This window comes from Nitrosomonas ureae (genome assembly GCF_900206265.1).
Lineage (GTDB): Bacteria > Pseudomonadota > Gammaproteobacteria > Burkholderiales > Nitrosomonadaceae > Nitrosomonas > Nitrosomonas ureae_C.
The window spans coordinates 2,695,388-2,713,118 of the sequence record NZ_LT907782.1 but is presented as its reverse complement, the minus strand read 5'-3'; the positions used below and the strand labels follow the sequence as shown (position 1 = coordinate 2,713,118).

Genomic DNA, 17,731 nt, shown 5'->3' with positions numbered 1-17,731 from the left:
CAATTATTGAGCGTTCCTTAGAAAGAATCATCCTCCGCCGCTTTATTAAATAAAAAACGTCCGATTAATTCCTCAAGCACCATGGCCGAATTGGTTTTCATGATTTTATCGCCCGCTTTGAGCATCGCCTCATCGCCACCCGCAGCCAACCCAATGTACTGTTCCCCCAATAACCCCGACGTCAAGATGCTGGCGAACGTATCTTTAGGAAATTGAAACCGGGCATCCATGCTCATCGTCACGACTGCGTCGTAAGTTTCCGTACTAAATTGAATGTTCGTTACACGCCCAACGACGACGCCCGCGCTTTTAACGGGCGCACGAATCTTCAGACCACCGATATTCTCAAAATTACCCGTAATTACATAGCTTTGTGAAGGATTGTACACATTCAGATTACCGACCTTGAGACTCAGGATCATGAGCGCAATAATCCCCATAACCACAAACAATCCCACCCATAAATCCATCGTTGTCCGCTGCATTAACTCACCCCTCTAAACATGAAAGCGGTCAAAATAAAATCAAGTCCTAAAATGACTAACGAAGAAGTCACAACCGTGCGCGTAGTCGCGCCGGATACGCCTTCTGCCGTGGGCGGCGCATCATACCCTTCAAAAACCGCAATCGCGGTAACCGCCACACCAAAAAAACAACTTTTAATAAAACCATTCAAAATATCAAAGCGGAAATCAACCGCACTTTGCATCTGCGACCAATAGGAACCTTCATCCACGCCGATGAATATCACAGTAACCAGATAACCGCCAAAAACACCCATCACGGAAAACATTGCCGCCAGAAACGGCATGGAAATCACGCCAGCCCAGAACCGCGGAGCGACGACGCGAGCAATCGGGTCAACGGCCATCATTCCCATCGCCGCCAATTGCTCGGTTGCTTTCATCAAGCCTATTTCTGCAGTAATTGCAGAACCCGCGCGGCTGGCAAACAATAACGCTGCCACGACCGGGCCCAGTTCCCGCACCAAAGACAGCGCAACCAGCGTGCCCACGGCTGACTCCGAACCGTATTTCTGCAATGTTTCATAGCCCTGCAAACCCAGCACCATTCCCACGAACAAGCCTGATACCACGATAATGATCAGCGACAAGACACCGGTAAAATACAACTCCCGTATGACCAGATTAAACCGGCGCAAGCTGGTACCTGATTTTAATAACACCAGAATAAAAAAACGGCTGGCAATACCCAGCCGCCAGATACTTTCAATCACACGATGCCCGATATTCCGAATACCGGATACGATCCGCCTAGGCAACGCAATCCTCCAGATTCAAATCCTTCCGATAGGCCTGGGCAGGATAATGAAAGGGTACCGGCCCATCCTCTTCGCCATGAATAAATTGATGCACAAAGGGCGCGACAGATTCGCGCACTTCCTTGGGCGTGCCTTCGGCTGCTATCACGCCATCCGCAATAAAATAGACATAATCAACAATTTTCAAGGATTCCTGCACATCATGCGTGACCACAATCGAAGTCATGCCGAGTGAATCAGTTAGCCGGCGAATCAGATTACCAATCACACTGAGCGAAATCGGATCAAGCCCGGTAAATGGCTCGTCATACATGATCAACATCGGATCCAACGCGATCGATCGGGCCAAAGCCACGCGCCGCGCCATTCCGCCGGATAATTCATTGGGCATCAAACGATGCGCGCCGCGCAAACCGACCGCATGCAATTTCATCAATACCAGATCGCGAATCATCGATTCCGGCAAATTGGTATGTTCACGCATCTGAAATGCCACATTGTCAAATACGGACAAGTCCGTAAACAATGCGCCAAACTGAAATAACATGCCCATTTTGCGCCGCAGCTTAAACAACGCATCACGATCCAGTTCATGCACCACTTCTCCCGCAAATTTCACGTATCCCGAGGTGGGTTGAATCGCGCCGCTGATTAATCGCAGCAAGGTTGTTTTGCCCGACCCGCTGCCGCCCATCACCGCAATAACCTGCCCACGCCGCATGGTCATATCGATGCCCTTCAGAATCGCGCGCGTATCATAGGAGAAATTCAGATCGCTGACTTCAATTAAATGGTCAGATGTCATGCTACTGTGCAATCAGATTGATATGGACGATTCCATAAATGGTTATGGCTGAGAGGTTTTAATTGTAGATGATGAGGCACAAAGGTAAAAAAACCGAATATCGATTAAATTAAATAAGTGCTAATTTTAATCTACTTTTCTTCGGAATATTGCGCTATATTCATCCCACCTGTATTTCTCTCACCAAAAATTTCTTAATAAACCCGCAAAAATGCATGATCTTGCACATAACCCAGCAATCTCATTTACGCATCAAACCGGCAGGCAACCCAAAATTCAATACAGTATTCATAATGCTTATCTCATACTGATACATCTGACGCTCTCCCTGTTAGGTGATGCAAATTAATCCTATGTTTCCTAACAAGAAATTTCCTCTGCTCGCTTATCTGGCACTCACTCTTGTCACGCCCGCACTGCTAGCAACCGAAATTTATCGCAGCGTCGATGACCGGGGCCGGGTAACCTATTCGGATGTCCCCTCAACCGGTGCTCAGATACTCGATATTATCAGTCAGCCTGGACGTCATTTACATGACGTTGCCAGGGTATACGATGGCGACACCATCATATTGGCGGATAAAAAACAGATTCGTTTATTAGGTATCAACACCCCTGAAATTGAAAGTCGGCTGCGCGCAGAAGAGCCAGGCGGGGTAGCGGCTAAAAAATGGCTGCAGGCTCAGCTACAGGAAAACAAAGTCTACCTGGAATATGATCAAACCAAGCGGGATAAGTACAAGCGCCTGCTCGCACACGTTTTTACCCCTGATGGCAAACATATCAACCAGGCATTATTGGAGAACGGTCTGGCTTTCGTCAGTATCATCCCGCCCAATGTGCGTTACAGCGATAAATTGATTCAAGCGCAGCAGCAGGCTGAAAAGCAGAAGCTCGGTATCTGGTCAATGCCGGATTATCAACCCAAGCCGATCACGCAAATTGCCAACCACAACAAAGGCTGGCAGCGGTTCACCGGAATTCCCGTATCCATTAAGAAAAGCAGGAAATACACGCGGCTGATGTTTGATGACAAGATAGATATACGCATCCAGAATACCAATCTCGATCTGTTCCCCGCACTGAATACTTATGTAGGAAAATCGCTGGAGATCCGGGGTTGGGTATCGCGCAACAAGGATCACTACACTATGTTAATTCAACACCCCAGCGCGTTGATCGTGCGATAACCACCTGCAATAAGCTAAAATTCCCAAGTGGCAGAAATAGCCGGGAAGTACTTAATGAGACCTTTGCACGGTGTCATGAGCGGTACCAGAATAAGGCAAAAATTTGCGAAAAAGCGGAGTTTACACGAGGTAAATGAGCATTTTTCGCAAATTTTTAACACAATTATCGTGCCGCGTAGTAACCGTGCAAAGGTCTCTTAATATGTGTCAATCACTAAAAAATCGCTTCAGCACCTTGATCAAATATTCGTGGTCCTGCACCCCTGCGCTTTCGCGAATACTGTGCATCGCCCACATCGGACAGCCGACATCAACGCTGCGTATGCCGAGTTTCGCCGAAGCAATCGGACCGATCGTACTGCCGCAAGGCAAATCGCTACGATGCGAGTAGCGTTGATAAGGGACATCCGCTTCCTTGCACCAACGGATAAAATGGGCGGTGGAAATGCTTTCGGAACTATAACGGCGATTTGCATTGAATTTAATCGCCGGGCCGTGGTTGACAATAACACTATGATCCGCTTCATAAGCGGAAGCAAAGTTGGGATGAAAGGCATGCGCCATATCCGCGCTGATCAGAAAACTGTTCGCCGACGCACATGACATGGCATCCCGATCCGATGAAGTGGCGATACTGACACGCTGCAATACATCAGTTAGAAAACTGCCTGCCGCTCCGATATGACTCCTACTGCCAATCTCCTCATGATCGAAAAATGCGCAAACCAGCGTACTCTCAACAGAATTTAATATATCTTCGTCAAGCAGGGCTTGCAATCCGGCATGACAAGAGGCCAGATTATCGATCTGGCTGTTGGCATAAAATTCCTGATTTGCACCCCAGAACGCGCCTTTTTGCGTATCGTAAACTGCCAGATCCCAGGATAGAATCTGCTCAGCCTCTATCTCTGCCAACTGCGCCAATAGTGCGACAAAATAAGGTTGGGGCGGCAATTGGTCTGTAGTCAATTGCACAAGCAATAGAAATAGCTCATTTTGCTTATGCAGCTTCAACCCATCTTCATTGACGCCCCTGTTCAAATGAATCGCAAGATTCGGCAAGCGTAACAATGATTGATCAATACGCACTAATTTGTGTGAGAGCCTTCCTTGATCATCAGTATAGCTAATCCGTCCGGCCAAACTCAGGTCACGGTCGGTAAAGGTGGCAAGGATCGGCCCACCATAAATTTCAACACCAATCCTGGCTATGCCATTGCTCACGGTCGCGGCGTTCGGTCTGATGCGGAACCCTGGTGAATCCGTATGCGCCCCCACTATTTTGAAACCCGATTCAACAGGCGCCTTCTGCCCCAGCACGAACAGCACAATCGAAGAATCATCGCGTATGACGTAATACCGTCCACCCGCCTGCAACTGCCATTTGACCGTCTCATCCAGTCGGACAAACTGAAATGCCTGAATGGCCGATTCCACTGAAGCAACGGCATGCCAAGGACTCGGGCTTTCATCGATAAAATTCAGCAAATGCTGCACGTAGTGTTTTGCGCTCATTTTTTATTTCATTTAATAATATTATTCATCATCATTAACCTGATGACTTAATTCGTCATTTGTCAATCAAGTTAAAGCAGTTGCTGCTCAATTAATTAATAACGCGCTTATCTTTTTTATTATGGTCGTCTTCTAACAAGCAATAAAACATGAAATAGATATAACATGCTTTGTCAGATTCCTGCTAATCATCCCCGCCTTTACTCCGGTCAACATCCAATGCCTTCACCAAACTGGCACGATTGCCCCAAGCATTACGGATATACGACACCACGAGCGCCACTTCCTCATTACGTAAAATCTGCTGGAACGGCGGCATTCCATAAGGCCGGGGATTTTCTGCCGTTGTGGCCGGATAACCGCCATTCAACACGCTGCGAATAGCATTCAAAGGCGAATCCATCACCACGCCCCGATTACCCGCCAGCGCGGGATAAATACCCGGAGCACCTTTTCCATCAACACCGTGACACGCTTGACAATATTCTTGATAAATTTTCCCGCCCAGTTCCAGATGTTTGCGAAAACTGCCTGATGTCACCGAAAAATGAACACCAGGCACATTGCCCGTGTCGTTTTCCGTCAGTGATTTCAGATAGGCTGCCATAGCAAGTACATCTTCTGGCGATAAATATTGCAGGCTTTGCCTGACGACAGTTGCCATAGGCCCTGACGCCACTGCACGCTTGGTTATGCCCGTTGTCAGCAACGCAACAATTTCCTCGATTTCCCAATCACCACTGCCTGCTTCCAGATGCGACGACAGAGAAGGAGCATACCAATTCATGCCCATTATCTGCCCGCCTGTTAATGTCTCATCCTGACTCGCCCCCAACATATTGCGAGTAGTATGGCAGGCATTGCAATGACCCAATCCTTGTACCAGATAGGCACCCCGATTCCATGCTGCGCTCTTGGATTGATCCGGCTCATAAACGCCCTCTTTAAAATACAAAGTGCGCCAGACCGCAAGCAATGATTCGGAATTATAAGGAAAGAAAATATCGTGCGCTGGATTAGTCTGCGAAACAGGAGGTAGCGACTGCAGATAAGCAAAAATTGCATCGGCGTCCTGCCGCGTCGCTTTGGTATATTCAGTATAGGGAAAAGCAGGATATAGAAGCCGTCCATCACGCGATTTGCCCTGATGCAGGGCCTGCCAGAAATCCTGCTGACTCCATAGACCAATTCCCGTTTCTTTGTCAGGCGTGATATTAGGTGTAATGAATACACCGAATGACGTGGATAATCGTCGTCCACCCGCAAATGGCTGCCCCCCCTTAGTGGTATGACATCCCATGCAATTACCAATGCGAGTCAGGTAGGCGCCATACTCCACTGCAGCAGAACGCTCCGCTTCGCCAGCCATAATTTCAACGGTTATCGTTAGCGAAATAAAAGCTAACGATAGCCTGCCCGTCCACAGCCAGGTAATATTTCTCCAATCACGTATTACACGAAACATTCTGATCCAATACTTCATTCTGCCTCCCCGTTTTCCAGAGTGGTAAGGCCACATCGATTCGCTAACTCAGGTGAAAGCACATTGAATGAACCGGGTTTTCCAGAAACGGATTGATTCGCCAGCCATTTTGCAACGGCATTAACTTCTCTCTCGGTCAATTGTTTAGCGATTTCAGACATGCAATCCGAGGTCTGACCCCGCATAATACTCCCACTACGCCACCCACCCAGCTGCGCTGTAATATAAGCGCGTGACAACCCAATCAACCCCGGGATAGCAGGTTCCACGCCCATCAAAATATCTCCATGGCAGGCACTGCATGGCGGAATATTGCGCTGCGGATATCCTGAATAAATCAAATGCTGCGCCAGTTTGATTTCCTCGGGTTGCATATGAATCCGCTCAGGATCCGGATAGGGTAACTGCAAAGAAGAAAAATACTGTGCTATTTCCAACAGATATTCATCCGACATATTTTCCAGCAAAACGACCATAGGTTGATAATAACGCCGGCCATCCCTGAAATTGCGTAGCTGGTTAAAAATATACCCCTGCGGTTTACCCGCGATACGAGGATAGTATGCATCACGCCCTGCTTTGTCTTCAGCGCTATGACAGATGGTACACGCCTTAACGCGCTCAGCCATGGTATCGGGCACTTCTCCACCCGTCGCGTTCGCCATGCTCGTAATACAGAACCCTATCAATATAATCAACCGTATCATTTAGAATTTTTCCGCAATTTATAAATCCAGGTCAAGAGTGCGCATACGCACGTTCTCCATGTTTAGTTTCTCGGCATCTTGAAAACTTTTGCAGCTCCTAAGCTGCAATTTAACACAGGCTCTCAACTGAAAACCCGGAAACATTTGGCCTGACATGCGCTTTCACGATGGAATCAATTGGGTTAAGTAACAGCCAGATTTACACAACAGTTTATAAGAAACATACCGTCATCTGGTGATAATGACAATATTCTATCAATCTCCTGCGCCATTCAACGGAAATGTTAAGATTGCCACTTTTTCGACCCATAGAATAATTAAAAATGTCCGTATCCAGCAGCCTATTCCAAAGGCATAGCATGCAATTGATATGTCTGCAGTGCTAATTAGTTGGTTTGAATTTGCCCTCTGCGGCCTATTGATTGGCTTCGCGGGAACCCGATTATGCCGGTACGCCGACGTCATCGCAGACAAAACCGGCTTGTCCGGTAGTTGGATTGGTCTTATCCTGCTTGCCACGGTGACTTCATTGCCTGAACTGGTAACAGGCATCAGCGCATTGACACTGGCAAACATACCCAATATTGCAGTGGGTAGCCTGTTGGGCAGTTGCGTGTTCAATTTGGCTATTCTGGTGGTACTGGACTATCTGGCGCGCGGTGAATCATTGTACCGCCGCGCCAGCTCGAGCCACATTCTATCCGCAGGATTTGGCGTGATACTCATCGGATTTGTTGGATTGAATGTTTTATTAATCGACAAAACCACTCTTACTATTGCGCACATGGGAATTTATACACCCGCTATCGTATTGTTCTATATTGTTGCCATGCGGGCACTCTATACCCATGAGCACACGCAGGTAAAAGAGTTCGCTGAGCAGGTAGCGGAGCGTTATCCGGATATAACCTTACATCAGGCTTATATGCGCTATGCTTTATCCGCCCTGGCGGTTATCGCGGCCGGGATATATCTACCGTTCGCGGGCGCACAATTGGCCGAAGTGGTGGGTTGGCACAATACGTTTGTAGGCACGCTATTCATTGCCGGGATCACCTCGCTTCCGGAACTTGCCGTCAGCATCGCTGCATTGCGCATGGGTGCACTAGATATGGCCATTGCCAATCTATTAGGCAGCAATTTGTTCAATATTCTGATACTGGCATTGGAAGACATCATTTTTATTGCAGGGCCGCTCCTGACTTTTACTTCACCCTTGCATGCTTTCTCCGCCTTGTCGGCAGTCATTATGAGCGGCATTGTCATCGTGGGTCTGGTTTATCGCCCCAACACGCGTTTGTTCATCAGCATTGGCTGGATCAGTCTGAGTCTGTTTACCCTCTATCTGCTCAATACTTATGTGTTTTATCTGCATGGTGGATGAATAATTCTGCACTACAAATTCGTAATTCCCCGTCTTCTCAACAAAAATTTCTCCAATTCAATCAGCATAAATATAACTATGCTAACCGCAATGATCCGCCCCCAGGTTGCTGCATCCAGTGCCGTTGTGCCAAACAATCGCTGCATGACGGGACAATAGGTAAACAGCATCTGCAGCACCAGCAATAAACCGATCGCCCATAAAACATAACGATTGCCCAGAAATCCCTGGCGCGAATAAGCCGGCGCCACCAGATAGCGGCAATTGAACAAATAAACGATTTCACACATCACCAACGCATTCACCACCACCGTGCGGCTCAATTCAACACTGGAACCTAGTAGGGTTTCCCAGGTGTAGAGCGCGAAGCCGCCACTGATCATTAATAAGGAAACGAAGACAATGCGCCATACCAGAAATCCTGACAAAATTGATGCATTGGGATCATGCGGCGGATGCGACATCACTCCGCTTTCCGGCCGTTCAAAAGAAAGCGAAATCGCCAGCGTCACCGTCGTCACCATATTGATCCACAAAATCTGCACCGGCGTGATGGGCAAGGCCATCCCCAGGATAATGGCAAGCATCAGGATACCTGCCTCACCAGTGCTGGTCGGCAAAATGTAAACAACCGTTTTGCGGATATTATCGTAGACGGTGCGGCCTTCCTCCACGGCGTGGGTGATCGACGCAAAGTTATCGTCCGTCAACACCATTTCTGCTGCTTCCTTAGCAACTTCAGTGCCTTTCTGTCCCATTGCAACGCCAATATCGGCACGTTTTAGCGCCGGAGCATCATTCACACCGTCTCCCGTCATTGCGACAATCTCGCCGTTTTCCTGTAACGCTGTCACCAGCCGCAGTTTATGTTCGGGATTAGCGCGCGCGAAAATCTCCACATCGGCTGCCACCCGGCGCAATTGCTCGTCATCCATATCGTCCAGCTCAATACCCGTAATAGCGCGCTGACCATCCCCGATCCCTAATTTGGTGCCGATTGCACAGGCGGTAATGCGATGATCACCCGTGATCATTTTGACTTGAATGCCGGCGGCGTGACATTGTTGCACGGCGGCAATGGCTGCCTCGCGCGGCGGATCGATAATGCCAACCAACCCGAGCAAGGTAAATCCCGTTTCAGCATCGGAGAATGCCAGCATTTGTTGTTTCGCCTGCATCTTGCGGCTGGCGATGGCCAGTATGCGCTGTCCGGTTCCACTGGCTGCACTTATTCTGGCATGCCAGAAATCCAATTGAATCGATTCGTCTTTTCCCTGGCTGCGCTGATGGCTGCACATGGCCAATACTTCTTCCGGGGCACCTTTGGCATAAATCACTCCTTGTCCTGAAGGGTCATGATGCAACGTCGCCATGAAACGATGTGCCGATTCAAAAGGAATCACATCCACGCGCGGTAATGCTTGCTGCTCGGAAATCGAATCCAATCCTGCCTTCATTGCCAACGTAACCAGCGCACCTTCGGTCGGATCGCCCTGGATATCCCATCGGTCGTCATGCTGGTGCAGTAAGGCATCGTTACACAACAATCCGGCCCGGAACAGTTCCAGCATATCGGCATCGCCCGCAATCCTGATTTCCCTTCCGTCCCGGCTAAAACCGCCGACTGGTGCATAACCTACGCCACCGACCTGCAATTGATCAGACGCAGTCATGACACTTTGCACGGTCATTTCATTACGCGTCAGCGTGCCGGTCTTATCCGTGCAAATAACGGTTACCGCACCCAGTGTTTCCACTGCGGGCAGCCTACGTACAATGGCGCTGCGCCGCGCCATATTCTGCACCCCCAGCGCCAGCGTAATTGTCATGATGGCAGGCAATCCCTCCGGAATTGCGGCGATGGCCATGCTCACCGCGGCCATGAAGATCTCACCCAGAGGATAATCATGCAGTAAAAAGCCGTAAACAAACAGACTCACCGCCAGGAATAGAATTACAACCGTCAGCCAGCGGCCAAAAACTGCCATTTGCCGCAGTAGCGGTGAAACCAGCTTATCGACTTGCGCGATCATCTGGCTGATACGCCCAATCTCGGTATGCTGACCGGTAGCAACCACAACACCCATCCCTTGGCCGTAAACCACCAGCGTACCCGAATACGCCATGCAGAAACGGTCTCCGATCGCTGTCACGGCGTCGACCGCTGGAATGGATTTCTCGACCGCCACGGATTCGCCGGTCAACGCAGCTTCTTCGATGCGCAGATTTTTACAACTGAGCAACCTCATATCAGCAGGTACCTTGTCACCGGACTGCAGCAGCACCACATCCCCCGGCACCAATTGCTCCGCCGGAACCTGCATCCGATGTCCTTCGCGCAATACCATTGCGTTAAGCGACAGCATGCGTCGGATCGCATTGAGCGCTTTCTCCGCCTTGCCTTCCTGGATAAAGCCGATAATGGCGTTAATCATCACAACGCCCAGAATAACGCCGCTATCCACCCAGTGTCCCAGAAATGCCGTCACCACCGATGCACCCAACAAGATATAAATCAGTACATTATGAAATTGCAACAAAAAACGGATAACTGCACTTTCGGGTTTGAGCGGTTTTAAGCGATTGGCGCCATATTTTTCCCGGCGTAGCTTGGCTTCTGACTGTGACAAACCGCTCTGCCCGGTCGCAAACGCCTGCAGAACGTTTTCTGCCGCATAACTGTGCCATGCGGGTGTTTTATCAACGAACGAATCGGGATCATACGACATGAAAAGTTTCCTTTAACGTAAAAAATGAACACGCCCGGTTATCAGGAATAATTTGTATTTGAATATCCAGTACCGCTACAATGGAAAACATTCTTTTACCTTAACATAGCAAATGGAGCTTTCCATGAAATACTCTATCATTCTGGTGGCATTGATGACCATCCTGTTTACCCCTTTGACACAAGCATCCGGACGCGTGCCGTTCGGACATCAGGTAATTGAAGTGCAAAACTACAGCCGCGCCACAGAACAAATCGCCATTTCTGGAATGATCAGCGATGGCGGCACGCAAGCTTTGGCCGCCACCGGATTTAAAACCGTCATTGATTTGCGCACTAAAAATGAAGGAACGGCCGAGGAAAAAGCGCTCGTCGACAGAGCCGGCATGATGTACTTCAACATTCCGACCACGGTTGCCGGAATTACGCGGGAACAGGTGGCCGAATTTACCAAAATCATCGAATCCGCCCCAAAGCCGGTCTTGATTCACTGCGGATCGGGTAACCGCGCCAGCGCCATGTGGGCCAGTTATCGCATTACCCAAGGCGTTGAGCCGGAAGCAGCCATCGAAGAAGCACGCAAAATGGGCTTGCGCCCCCCGCTTGAGGAAAAGCTTCGTGAAATCATGCTGAACTAGGTCATTATCGCAAGCAATTGCTGCAAGAAAACTGAATTTCAATTGTAGACCTCAATTCGGACAACAATAACAACAACTGAAAGCTAATGGAATTACTAAAGTTTAATGAAACTTTTCTTCCAATATTGGAAGTACTTAAAGACGGAAAAACCATAAAAGGACGGGATTTAGTTAGAATCGTAGAAGAAAGGTTTTATTCAGACTTGCCGAAAGAACTTCTTGATCAAAAAACTAAAAGCGGAGATCGTCTAATTGCAAATCGTATTACATGGGGAAAATCCTATCTAAAAAAAGGTGAGCTAGTTCACTATCCACAACGAGGTTATGTGCAGATTACCGAGAAAGGAAAAACTGCTAAACCAGAAAATGTCTCTCTAGATAATATTCAATCTAACGTAATCACCTTTTACGAACCTGAAAACAAATCAGTATCTAAAACAAAGATTGAGGGTGATGCAAGCCCACAAGATCTGATTGATTCTGGTTTTGAAAAAATTGAGCGCGAAGTAAAAGATGAGCTACTTTCAAGACTTAAGGAAGTTGATCCATATGCATTCGAAAAAATAATCCTAATCTTATTAAAGAAAATGGGCTATGGGGATTTTGTTGAGACCGCTAAGGCTGGAGATGGTGGCATAGACGGTATTATTAATGAAGACCAGCTTGGGCTAGAAAAAATCTATATTCAAGCCAAACGCTATAGCGAAAATAAAGTTCGTGAAACTGACATACGAAACTTTATTGGCGCCATGAGTGGCGATACACGTAAAGGTATTTTTGTAACTACTTCATCTTTTGACGAGAAAGCAGAAGCAAAAGCTAGAAATGCACACCATACTATAATCTTGCTAGACGGCCTAAAGCTTGTTGATTTAATTTACAAGTTTAATGTGGGTGTGCAAACAAAGAACTATTACGAAGTAAAAATAATAGATAATGACTTTTTTGATTCAGAGCAAATCTAACTTAACAAAAACATCGATCGAAACAAATTTTCCGCTAGCGCTCTAAGCCATCTCATTACATGCATTATCTCACTATCTGTTTTAGATCGAGCTCAGCCAATCAAAATTGGATTAAATAAAAATTAATTCTTGAAGCTTTCAGGTCAAGATCGGGCTTGAGCTACTACCAATTAACTCATCAAAACAACCGGAAAATCATCCACACCGCTATACCCATCGAAACGACGGAAAATCCTTGCTGTAACCTTGAAGGCGCAAGATAACCGGCAATGACCCGTCCTATCAACATGCCAGCTAATGCTCCGGCGGCAAAAGGTAGTGCAACAGGCCAATTCATCGTGCCCAGAACAGTTGCCGAAGCAATACCAATCGCAGAAATAAGCGCGATGACGGCCAGCGATGTGGCCAATATGGATTGCATCGGAAGGTTGGTGGCTCTTTTCAGCGCCGGAACAATCACAAAACCACCGCCGACCCCGAGCAAGCCTGATATAAAGCCGGTGGCAATGCCTGAATAACCCAACGCACGCACACACGGCCAGCCCCATATCAAGCGGCCGTGTTCGTATTCCAAACGGCAGGGAATGACGGCAAGACCGGCTTGCAGATCGGCCGCATCCCTTGTTTCAGCCATCGGCTGCGCGCTTTGCCGCAACATATTCACCGCCACATAAAATAAAACCAGGGCAAATAACACCGTCAAAGGTGCATTCGGCAGCTTCTGCGCCAGCCATATCCCGGCGGGCGCTACCACTATTCCGGTAATCGCAATAAATCCTGCCGCGCGGTAACGCACCCTTCCCTGTCGTAACGCGATGAGTGCGCCAATTGCTGATGACACACACACTGCGAGCAAGGCGATCGGAGCGGATTCAGCCACAGTGAAATGCAATCCGAAGATAAGTAGGGGCACTGCGATAATGGTTCCGCCCGCACCGGTCAGCGCCAGTACAGCACCAGTACAGACGCCAAGCAATAAGCTGATGAGCAATATTTCCACGCTAGCTCAGTGTGATTTGCGAGGATGAGCAAGCCACTCCTTGCCTTTTAACATGCCATTCCAGTAAATCCATGGAAAAGCAGTCTTCTTGAAAAACCAGTAGAGCTTACTCGGCACGGTAGGATTAAGCGGGAATGTGGGCAATAACTTTCCGCCAAAACCAAATTCCGCCAGAACTACTTTGCCATTTTCCACGGTCAACGGACACGCGCCATAGCCATCGTAAAAGGCTGTAAATTCCCGGTCCTCTTTTTCCGCCAGCAGATTCTCGGCCACCACAACAATTTGCTTTCTGGCAGCCGCAGCGGTTTTTGCATTCGGCGAAGAACACGCGTCTCCCAAGGAAAATATATTGGCATAATCAGTATGTTGCAATGTTCTCTCATTCACCTTGCAAAAACCGCTGGCATCCGCCAAAGGGCTGTCGCGCAGAAAGTCCGGCGTCATTTGTGGCGGTGTTACATGCAGCAAATCAAAGGGCTTTGCTTCGCGAATCACCGTACCATTCGCATCTTTAATTTCAAAATAAGCAATTTTCTGTGCTCCGTTCACTTTGACCAGATTGGAATTAAATACCAGTTTTGCATGATAACGCCTGATGTACTCCATCAAAGGTGGAACAAAATCAGCCACACCAAATAGCACAGCGCCGGCCGTATCAAATTCAACCTCTATGTTTTCCAGACAACCCGCTTGCAACCAGTGATCACAGGAAAGGTACATGGCTTTCTGTGGCGCACCGGCACATTTAATGGGCATGGGGGGCTGGGTGAAAATCGCCTTCCCGGATTTAAGCCCCTGTACCAATTCCCAGGTATAAGGCGCCAGATCATAACGATAATTCGAGGTAACACCATTTTTGCCCAGCGTTTCTTCCAGTCCTTCAATCTTTTCCCATGCAGTCCGGATGCCGGGACATACAATCAACTGCCGGTAGCCGATTACCCGCCCATCATTCAGACGCACTTTGTTTTGCTCCGGATCAAATACAACTGCGGATGCCTGTATCCACTCCGCGTTTCTTGGGATCACATCCTCCATCGGCTTTACCGTCTCAGCAATATCGTATGCACCTGCACCCACCAGCGTCCAGGCAGGCTGATAATAATGACGGTCACTGGGTTCGATAATTGCAATGCGTAAGGTTGGCCACCGTTTGAGCAAACTGGCAGTTACCCCGATACCTGCCGAGCCACCGCCAATAACAACCACATCGAAAGCATTTCCCCAATTGCAAGCATCGATGACCGCGTCTTGCACCTTCACTTTATCGCCAATACTTTGCCGGGCCATTTCGTGTAAGGCAGCTGCACGCCTGCCGGAGTTACAAAAAGCCAGAACCGGTTTAGGCAATTCAACCATGAGTTTCTGAAAAGCTTCCACACGTTCGGTAGGTACGGCACCCATTTTGACAGGCAGATAAATAAAAGTAATGCCCAGAGCTTTAGCCATTGCTTCCAGCTCTTCGCTATGCGGTTGATTCTCGCCCCCTTCGTAGTCCGGCCGGTTACAAATGATGGATTTGTAACCGGCTGCAACAATCGCGCTGATGTCGTCAACACTAATCTGACCACTCACTGAAAGCTGGTGATCCAGTTTAACAATATCCATGGACTTGCCTATCCTCCTTTATTAACCCGCGATTGAGTATCGTAACCAAGACTTTTTCGGTTTAAGAATCCGTCGCAAAAAAACCATAGGCACTACAACCAATCTTCAGTTTTTCACGTTGAATGTTTCTTGCAGTAGAGATTGAATAAAGTCTCCATGATTTGAATGGCCTCCGAGCTTGCTAGACTATAGTATATGTACTTACCTCTTCGTTCTGTCGAAACCAGATTTTCTTCACGCAACACGGTGAGTTGCTGCGATAAGGTTGGTTGATGAATATCCAATAATTCTTCCAGTTCCCCCACATTCCGTGTTCCCTGACTCAGTTCGCATAAAATGAGCAATCGATCTTCATTAGCGAGAATCTTCAGCAATGCACAGGCCGCCGCAGCCGATGTGTGTAACGCTGCCATACCGTTTAAAACTGGTTGTGTTTTCATGTTTTATCATACTTTAGTGTAATTAATTATTTGAGGCCCCGAAATTCAACAATGATGACAGGGATATTAATCCTAATTTATTTTATGGAAATTGTCAGTAAACTTATTGACGTTTCTGCTGCACAGCTTCAAATATACCCATTCCCAGTAACATTGCCCCTAGAAAGATAATAGCCTCCAGGCTGCCCGATCCTAACAGCACTAACGCTGGTCCGGGGCAAATTCCCGCTATTCCCCAACCGATCCCGAATACAATCCCGCCCAATATTAAGCGCGAATCTATTTTGGTAACGCTCGGTATCTGTATGTATCCGCCCAGATAGCTTTTTTCCTGTTTCTTTGCAATCGCAAAAGCTATTGAGCTTACCGCTATTGCGCCAGCCATCACCCCTATCAGCGAAGCATCCCAACGACCGGTTATATCAACAAAAGCCAATACAATTGCCGGATTAACCATGCCGGATAAAATAATGCCCAATCCGAATACGATTCCAGACACCCACGCTATCAAACTAACCATTTGGTATCCTCCCATTATTCGCAGCTATTTAAACTAATTGGCAATCACATGCCTTACCACATAAACTGTCAGCATAGCCGTCAGCATAAATATTGCTGTTGCAGCAAAAGAGCGAATTGATCCTCGCGATAATCCACAAACGCCATGACCACTTGTACACCCGGAGCCCAATCTTGTTCCGTATCCAACTAATAAACCGGCTAATAACAACATCAAATGGCTGGTTTCAATCCGTATCTCGGGTAGAACGAAAAAAATCTTCCAAATGGTTACCGATAAAACCAACCCTAAAATAAAGGCGATACGCCAACCAATATCTTCTCTTTGCATACGGAATAAACCGCCTATAATTCCAGATATCCCAGCAATACGGCCATTAAACAGTAACAGTATTGTCACTGCAAAACCTATTGCAAGCCCTCCTGCTACAGCTTGCCATGATAATAAGTCTGGATAATTAATATGCACCCCCTACACTGAAAAAATAATGTCAATCATTAAATTATTATATAGTATATATTAAAATATATTAATTTCTATTGATACTATTTTCAACAATAACTTTATCTGAAAAACCACGCGGAGAATAATATGAACCCCAACATACAAGCATTTTTTGATACCGTAACACAGACTATTAGCTATGTTGTTTTTGATGAAGCGGGAGGGAGCTGCGCCATTATCGATCCCGTACTGGATTACGACCCCAAGGCGGGTAAAATCCTCACCCATAACGCCGACAAGTTAATCGCATTTATTCATGATCAACGTCTTTCGGTTCAGTGGATTCTAGAAACACATGCACATGCGGATCATTTGTCATCAGCCGATTACCTTAAAAATCAGCTAGGTGGAAAAATCGGCATTGGTCAAAATATTCCTGCAGTTCAGAAAACATTCAAAAAAATTTTTAACTTTGGGGATGAATTTATACCCGATGGCCATCATTTTGACCATTTGTTTTCCGATGGCGAGTTGTTTCAGATCGGAAAAATTACAGCAAAAGCCGTTGCAGTATCAGGCCATACACCCGCCGACATCGCATATCAAATCAACGATGTAATCTTTGTGGGCGATACGCTCTTTATGCCTGATGTTGGCACCGCGCGCGCAGATTTTCCAGGCGGCGATGCCCGCCAGTTGTTTAAATCCATTCAAAAAATACTGGCATTCCCACCTGAAACCCGTCTATTGATGTGTCACGATTACCCTCCCACCAATCGCCCGCCAGAATGGGAATGTACGGTCGCTGAACAACGCGCACGCAATATTCACATTCATGCCGGAATCACTGAAGACGAATTTGTAAAGATGCGTACTGAACGCGACGCAACGTTAGAAATGCCAAATCTGCTGCTACCCGCAATACAAATAAATATCAGAGGCGGTAAACTACCGCCAGCTGAACCTAATGGTATTGCATACTTCAAAATACCGATTAACTTAATTTGAAGTGTGACATT

The 17,731-nt window shown here is 47.4% G+C and carries 17 protein-coding genes; 5 read left to right on the top strand and 12 right to left on the bottom strand.

Annotated elements, in window-relative coordinates; genetic code table 11:
• Nucleotides 1-17 precede the first annotated feature (17 nt).
• Genes mlaD through CPG39_RS12540 form a run of 3 tightly spaced genes read right to left on the bottom strand, consistent with a single transcriptional unit; the run spans nucleotide 18 to nucleotide 2,087 of the window.
• Complete coding sequence (gene mlaD / locus CPG39_RS12550; protein WP_062557680.1) at nucleotides 18-485, bottom strand: outer membrane lipid asymmetry maintenance protein MlaD; 468 nt, start codon at nucleotides 483-485, stop codon at nucleotides 18-20.
• The gene (mlaE, locus tag CPG39_RS12545) at nucleotides 485-1,282 is read right to left on the bottom strand and encodes a lipid asymmetry maintenance ABC transporter permease subunit MlaE (RefSeq protein ID WP_096293920.1); all 798 of its coding nucleotides are present in this window, start codon (nucleotides 1,280-1,282) and stop codon (nucleotides 485-487) included. The genes mlaD and mlaE overlap by 1 nt, the downstream gene beginning before the upstream one ends.
• Entirely contained in the window at nucleotides 1,275-2,087 is an 813-nt protein-coding gene (locus tag CPG39_RS12540) for an ABC transporter ATP-binding protein (RefSeq protein ID WP_096293919.1), read from the bottom strand. The genes mlaE and CPG39_RS12540 overlap by 8 nt, the downstream gene beginning before the upstream one ends.
• 353 nt (nucleotides 2,088-2,440) lie before the next feature.
• Here CPG39_RS12540 and CPG39_RS12535 point away from each other — a divergent pair, with 353 nt between their 5' ends.
• A complete protein-coding gene (locus CPG39_RS12535) occupies nucleotides 2,441-3,277 on the top strand; it encodes a thermonuclease family protein (protein WP_231990310.1) in 837 nt (278 codons plus the stop codon).
• Nucleotides 3,278-3,484: 207 nt separating this feature from the next.
• On the opposite strand, the gene CPG39_RS12530 is transcribed toward CPG39_RS12535, so the two are convergent.
• The 3 genes from CPG39_RS12530 to CPG39_RS12520 form a co-directional block, all read right to left on the bottom strand.
• A complete protein-coding gene (locus CPG39_RS12530) occupies nucleotides 3,485-4,792 on the bottom strand; it encodes a M18 family aminopeptidase (protein ID WP_096293916.1) in 1,308 nt (435 codons plus the stop codon).
• Nucleotides 4,793-4,976: 184 nt separating this feature from the next.
• On the bottom strand, nucleotides 4,977-6,275 hold the full coding sequence (locus CPG39_RS12525) for a c-type cytochrome (protein ID WP_096293915.1): 1,299 nt from the start codon (nucleotides 6,273-6,275) through the stop codon (nucleotides 4,977-4,979).
• Nucleotides 6,272-6,982 (bottom strand): c-type cytochrome, encoded by a 711-nt coding sequence (locus tag CPG39_RS12520; RefSeq protein ID WP_096293913.1) that lies wholly within the window; start codon nucleotides 6,980-6,982, stop codon nucleotides 6,272-6,274. Before CPG39_RS12520 ends, CPG39_RS12525 begins: the two co-directional genes overlap by 4 nt.
• A 370-nt stretch (nucleotides 6,983-7,352) precedes the next feature.
• On the opposite strand from CPG39_RS12520, the gene CPG39_RS12515 reads away from it, so the two are divergent.
• The gene (locus tag CPG39_RS12515; protein ID WP_096293911.1) at nucleotides 7,353-8,366 is read left to right on the top strand and encodes a sodium:calcium antiporter; all 1,014 of its coding nucleotides are present in this window, start codon (nucleotides 7,353-7,355) and stop codon (nucleotides 8,364-8,366) included.
• 11 nt (nucleotides 8,367-8,377) lie between these two features.
• Here the strand turns inward: CPG39_RS12515 and CPG39_RS12510 are convergent, their stop codons facing one another.
• Complete coding sequence (locus tag CPG39_RS12510; RefSeq protein WP_096293910.1) at nucleotides 8,378-11,095, bottom strand: cation-transporting P-type ATPase; 2,718 nt, start codon at nucleotides 11,093-11,095, stop codon at nucleotides 8,378-8,380.
• Nucleotides 11,096-11,219: 124 nt separating this feature from the next.
• Between CPG39_RS12510 and CPG39_RS12505 the strand changes: the two genes are divergently transcribed.
• Together CPG39_RS12505 and CPG39_RS12500 are read left to right on the top strand one after the other, a co-directional pair.
• Nucleotides 11,220-11,732 carry a fused DSP-PTPase phosphatase/NAD kinase-like protein gene (locus CPG39_RS12505; RefSeq protein ID WP_096293908.1) on the top strand — a complete coding sequence of 171 codons (513 nt, stop codon included), beginning with the start codon at nucleotides 11,220-11,222 and terminating at the stop codon, nucleotides 11,730-11,732.
• Between the two features lie 86 nt (nucleotides 11,733-11,818).
• Entirely contained in the window at nucleotides 11,819-12,697 is an 879-nt protein-coding gene (locus tag CPG39_RS12500) for a restriction endonuclease (RefSeq protein ID WP_096293906.1), read from the top strand.
• 178 nt (nucleotides 12,698-12,875) lie between these two features.
• Here CPG39_RS12500 and CPG39_RS12495 read toward each other — a convergent pair whose 3' ends face one another.
• The 5 genes from CPG39_RS12495 to CPG39_RS12475 all read right to left on the bottom strand — a co-directional run bounded on the left by CPG39_RS12495 (nucleotide 12,876) and on the right by CPG39_RS12475 (nucleotide 16,736).
• Nucleotides 12,876-13,697 carry a sulfite exporter TauE/SafE family protein gene (locus CPG39_RS12495; RefSeq protein WP_096293905.1) on the bottom strand — a complete coding sequence of 274 codons (822 nt, stop codon included), beginning with the start codon at nucleotides 13,695-13,697 and terminating at the stop codon, nucleotides 12,876-12,878.
• Between the two features lie 6 nt (nucleotides 13,698-13,703).
• Nucleotides 13,704-15,308, bottom strand: coding sequence for a bifunctional protein tyrosine phosphatase family protein/NAD(P)/FAD-dependent oxidoreductase (locus CPG39_RS12490; RefSeq protein WP_096293903.1), 1,605 nt, complete (start codon nucleotides 15,306-15,308; stop codon nucleotides 13,704-13,706).
• Between the two features lie 113 nt (nucleotides 15,309-15,421).
• A complete protein-coding gene (locus tag CPG39_RS12485; RefSeq protein WP_013648366.1) occupies nucleotides 15,422-15,748 on the bottom strand; it encodes an ArsR/SmtB family transcription factor in 327 nt (108 codons plus the stop codon).
• A 103-nt stretch (nucleotides 15,749-15,851) separates the two neighbouring features.
• Nucleotides 15,852-16,268 carry a DUF6691 family protein gene (locus CPG39_RS12480; RefSeq protein ID WP_096293901.1) on the bottom strand — a complete coding sequence of 139 codons (417 nt, stop codon included), beginning with the start codon at nucleotides 16,266-16,268 and terminating at the stop codon, nucleotides 15,852-15,854.
• Between the two features lie 33 nt (nucleotides 16,269-16,301).
• A complete protein-coding gene (locus CPG39_RS12475) occupies nucleotides 16,302-16,736 on the bottom strand; it encodes a YeeE/YedE family protein (RefSeq protein WP_419866133.1) in 435 nt (144 codons plus the stop codon).
• 123 nt (nucleotides 16,737-16,859) lie between these two features.
• Between CPG39_RS12475 and CPG39_RS12470 the strand changes: the two genes are divergently transcribed.
• Nucleotides 16,860-17,720, top strand: coding sequence for an MBL fold metallo-hydrolase (locus CPG39_RS12470; protein ID WP_096293899.1), 861 nt, complete (start codon nucleotides 16,860-16,862; stop codon nucleotides 17,718-17,720).
• Nucleotides 17,721-17,731 lie beyond the last annotated feature (11 nt).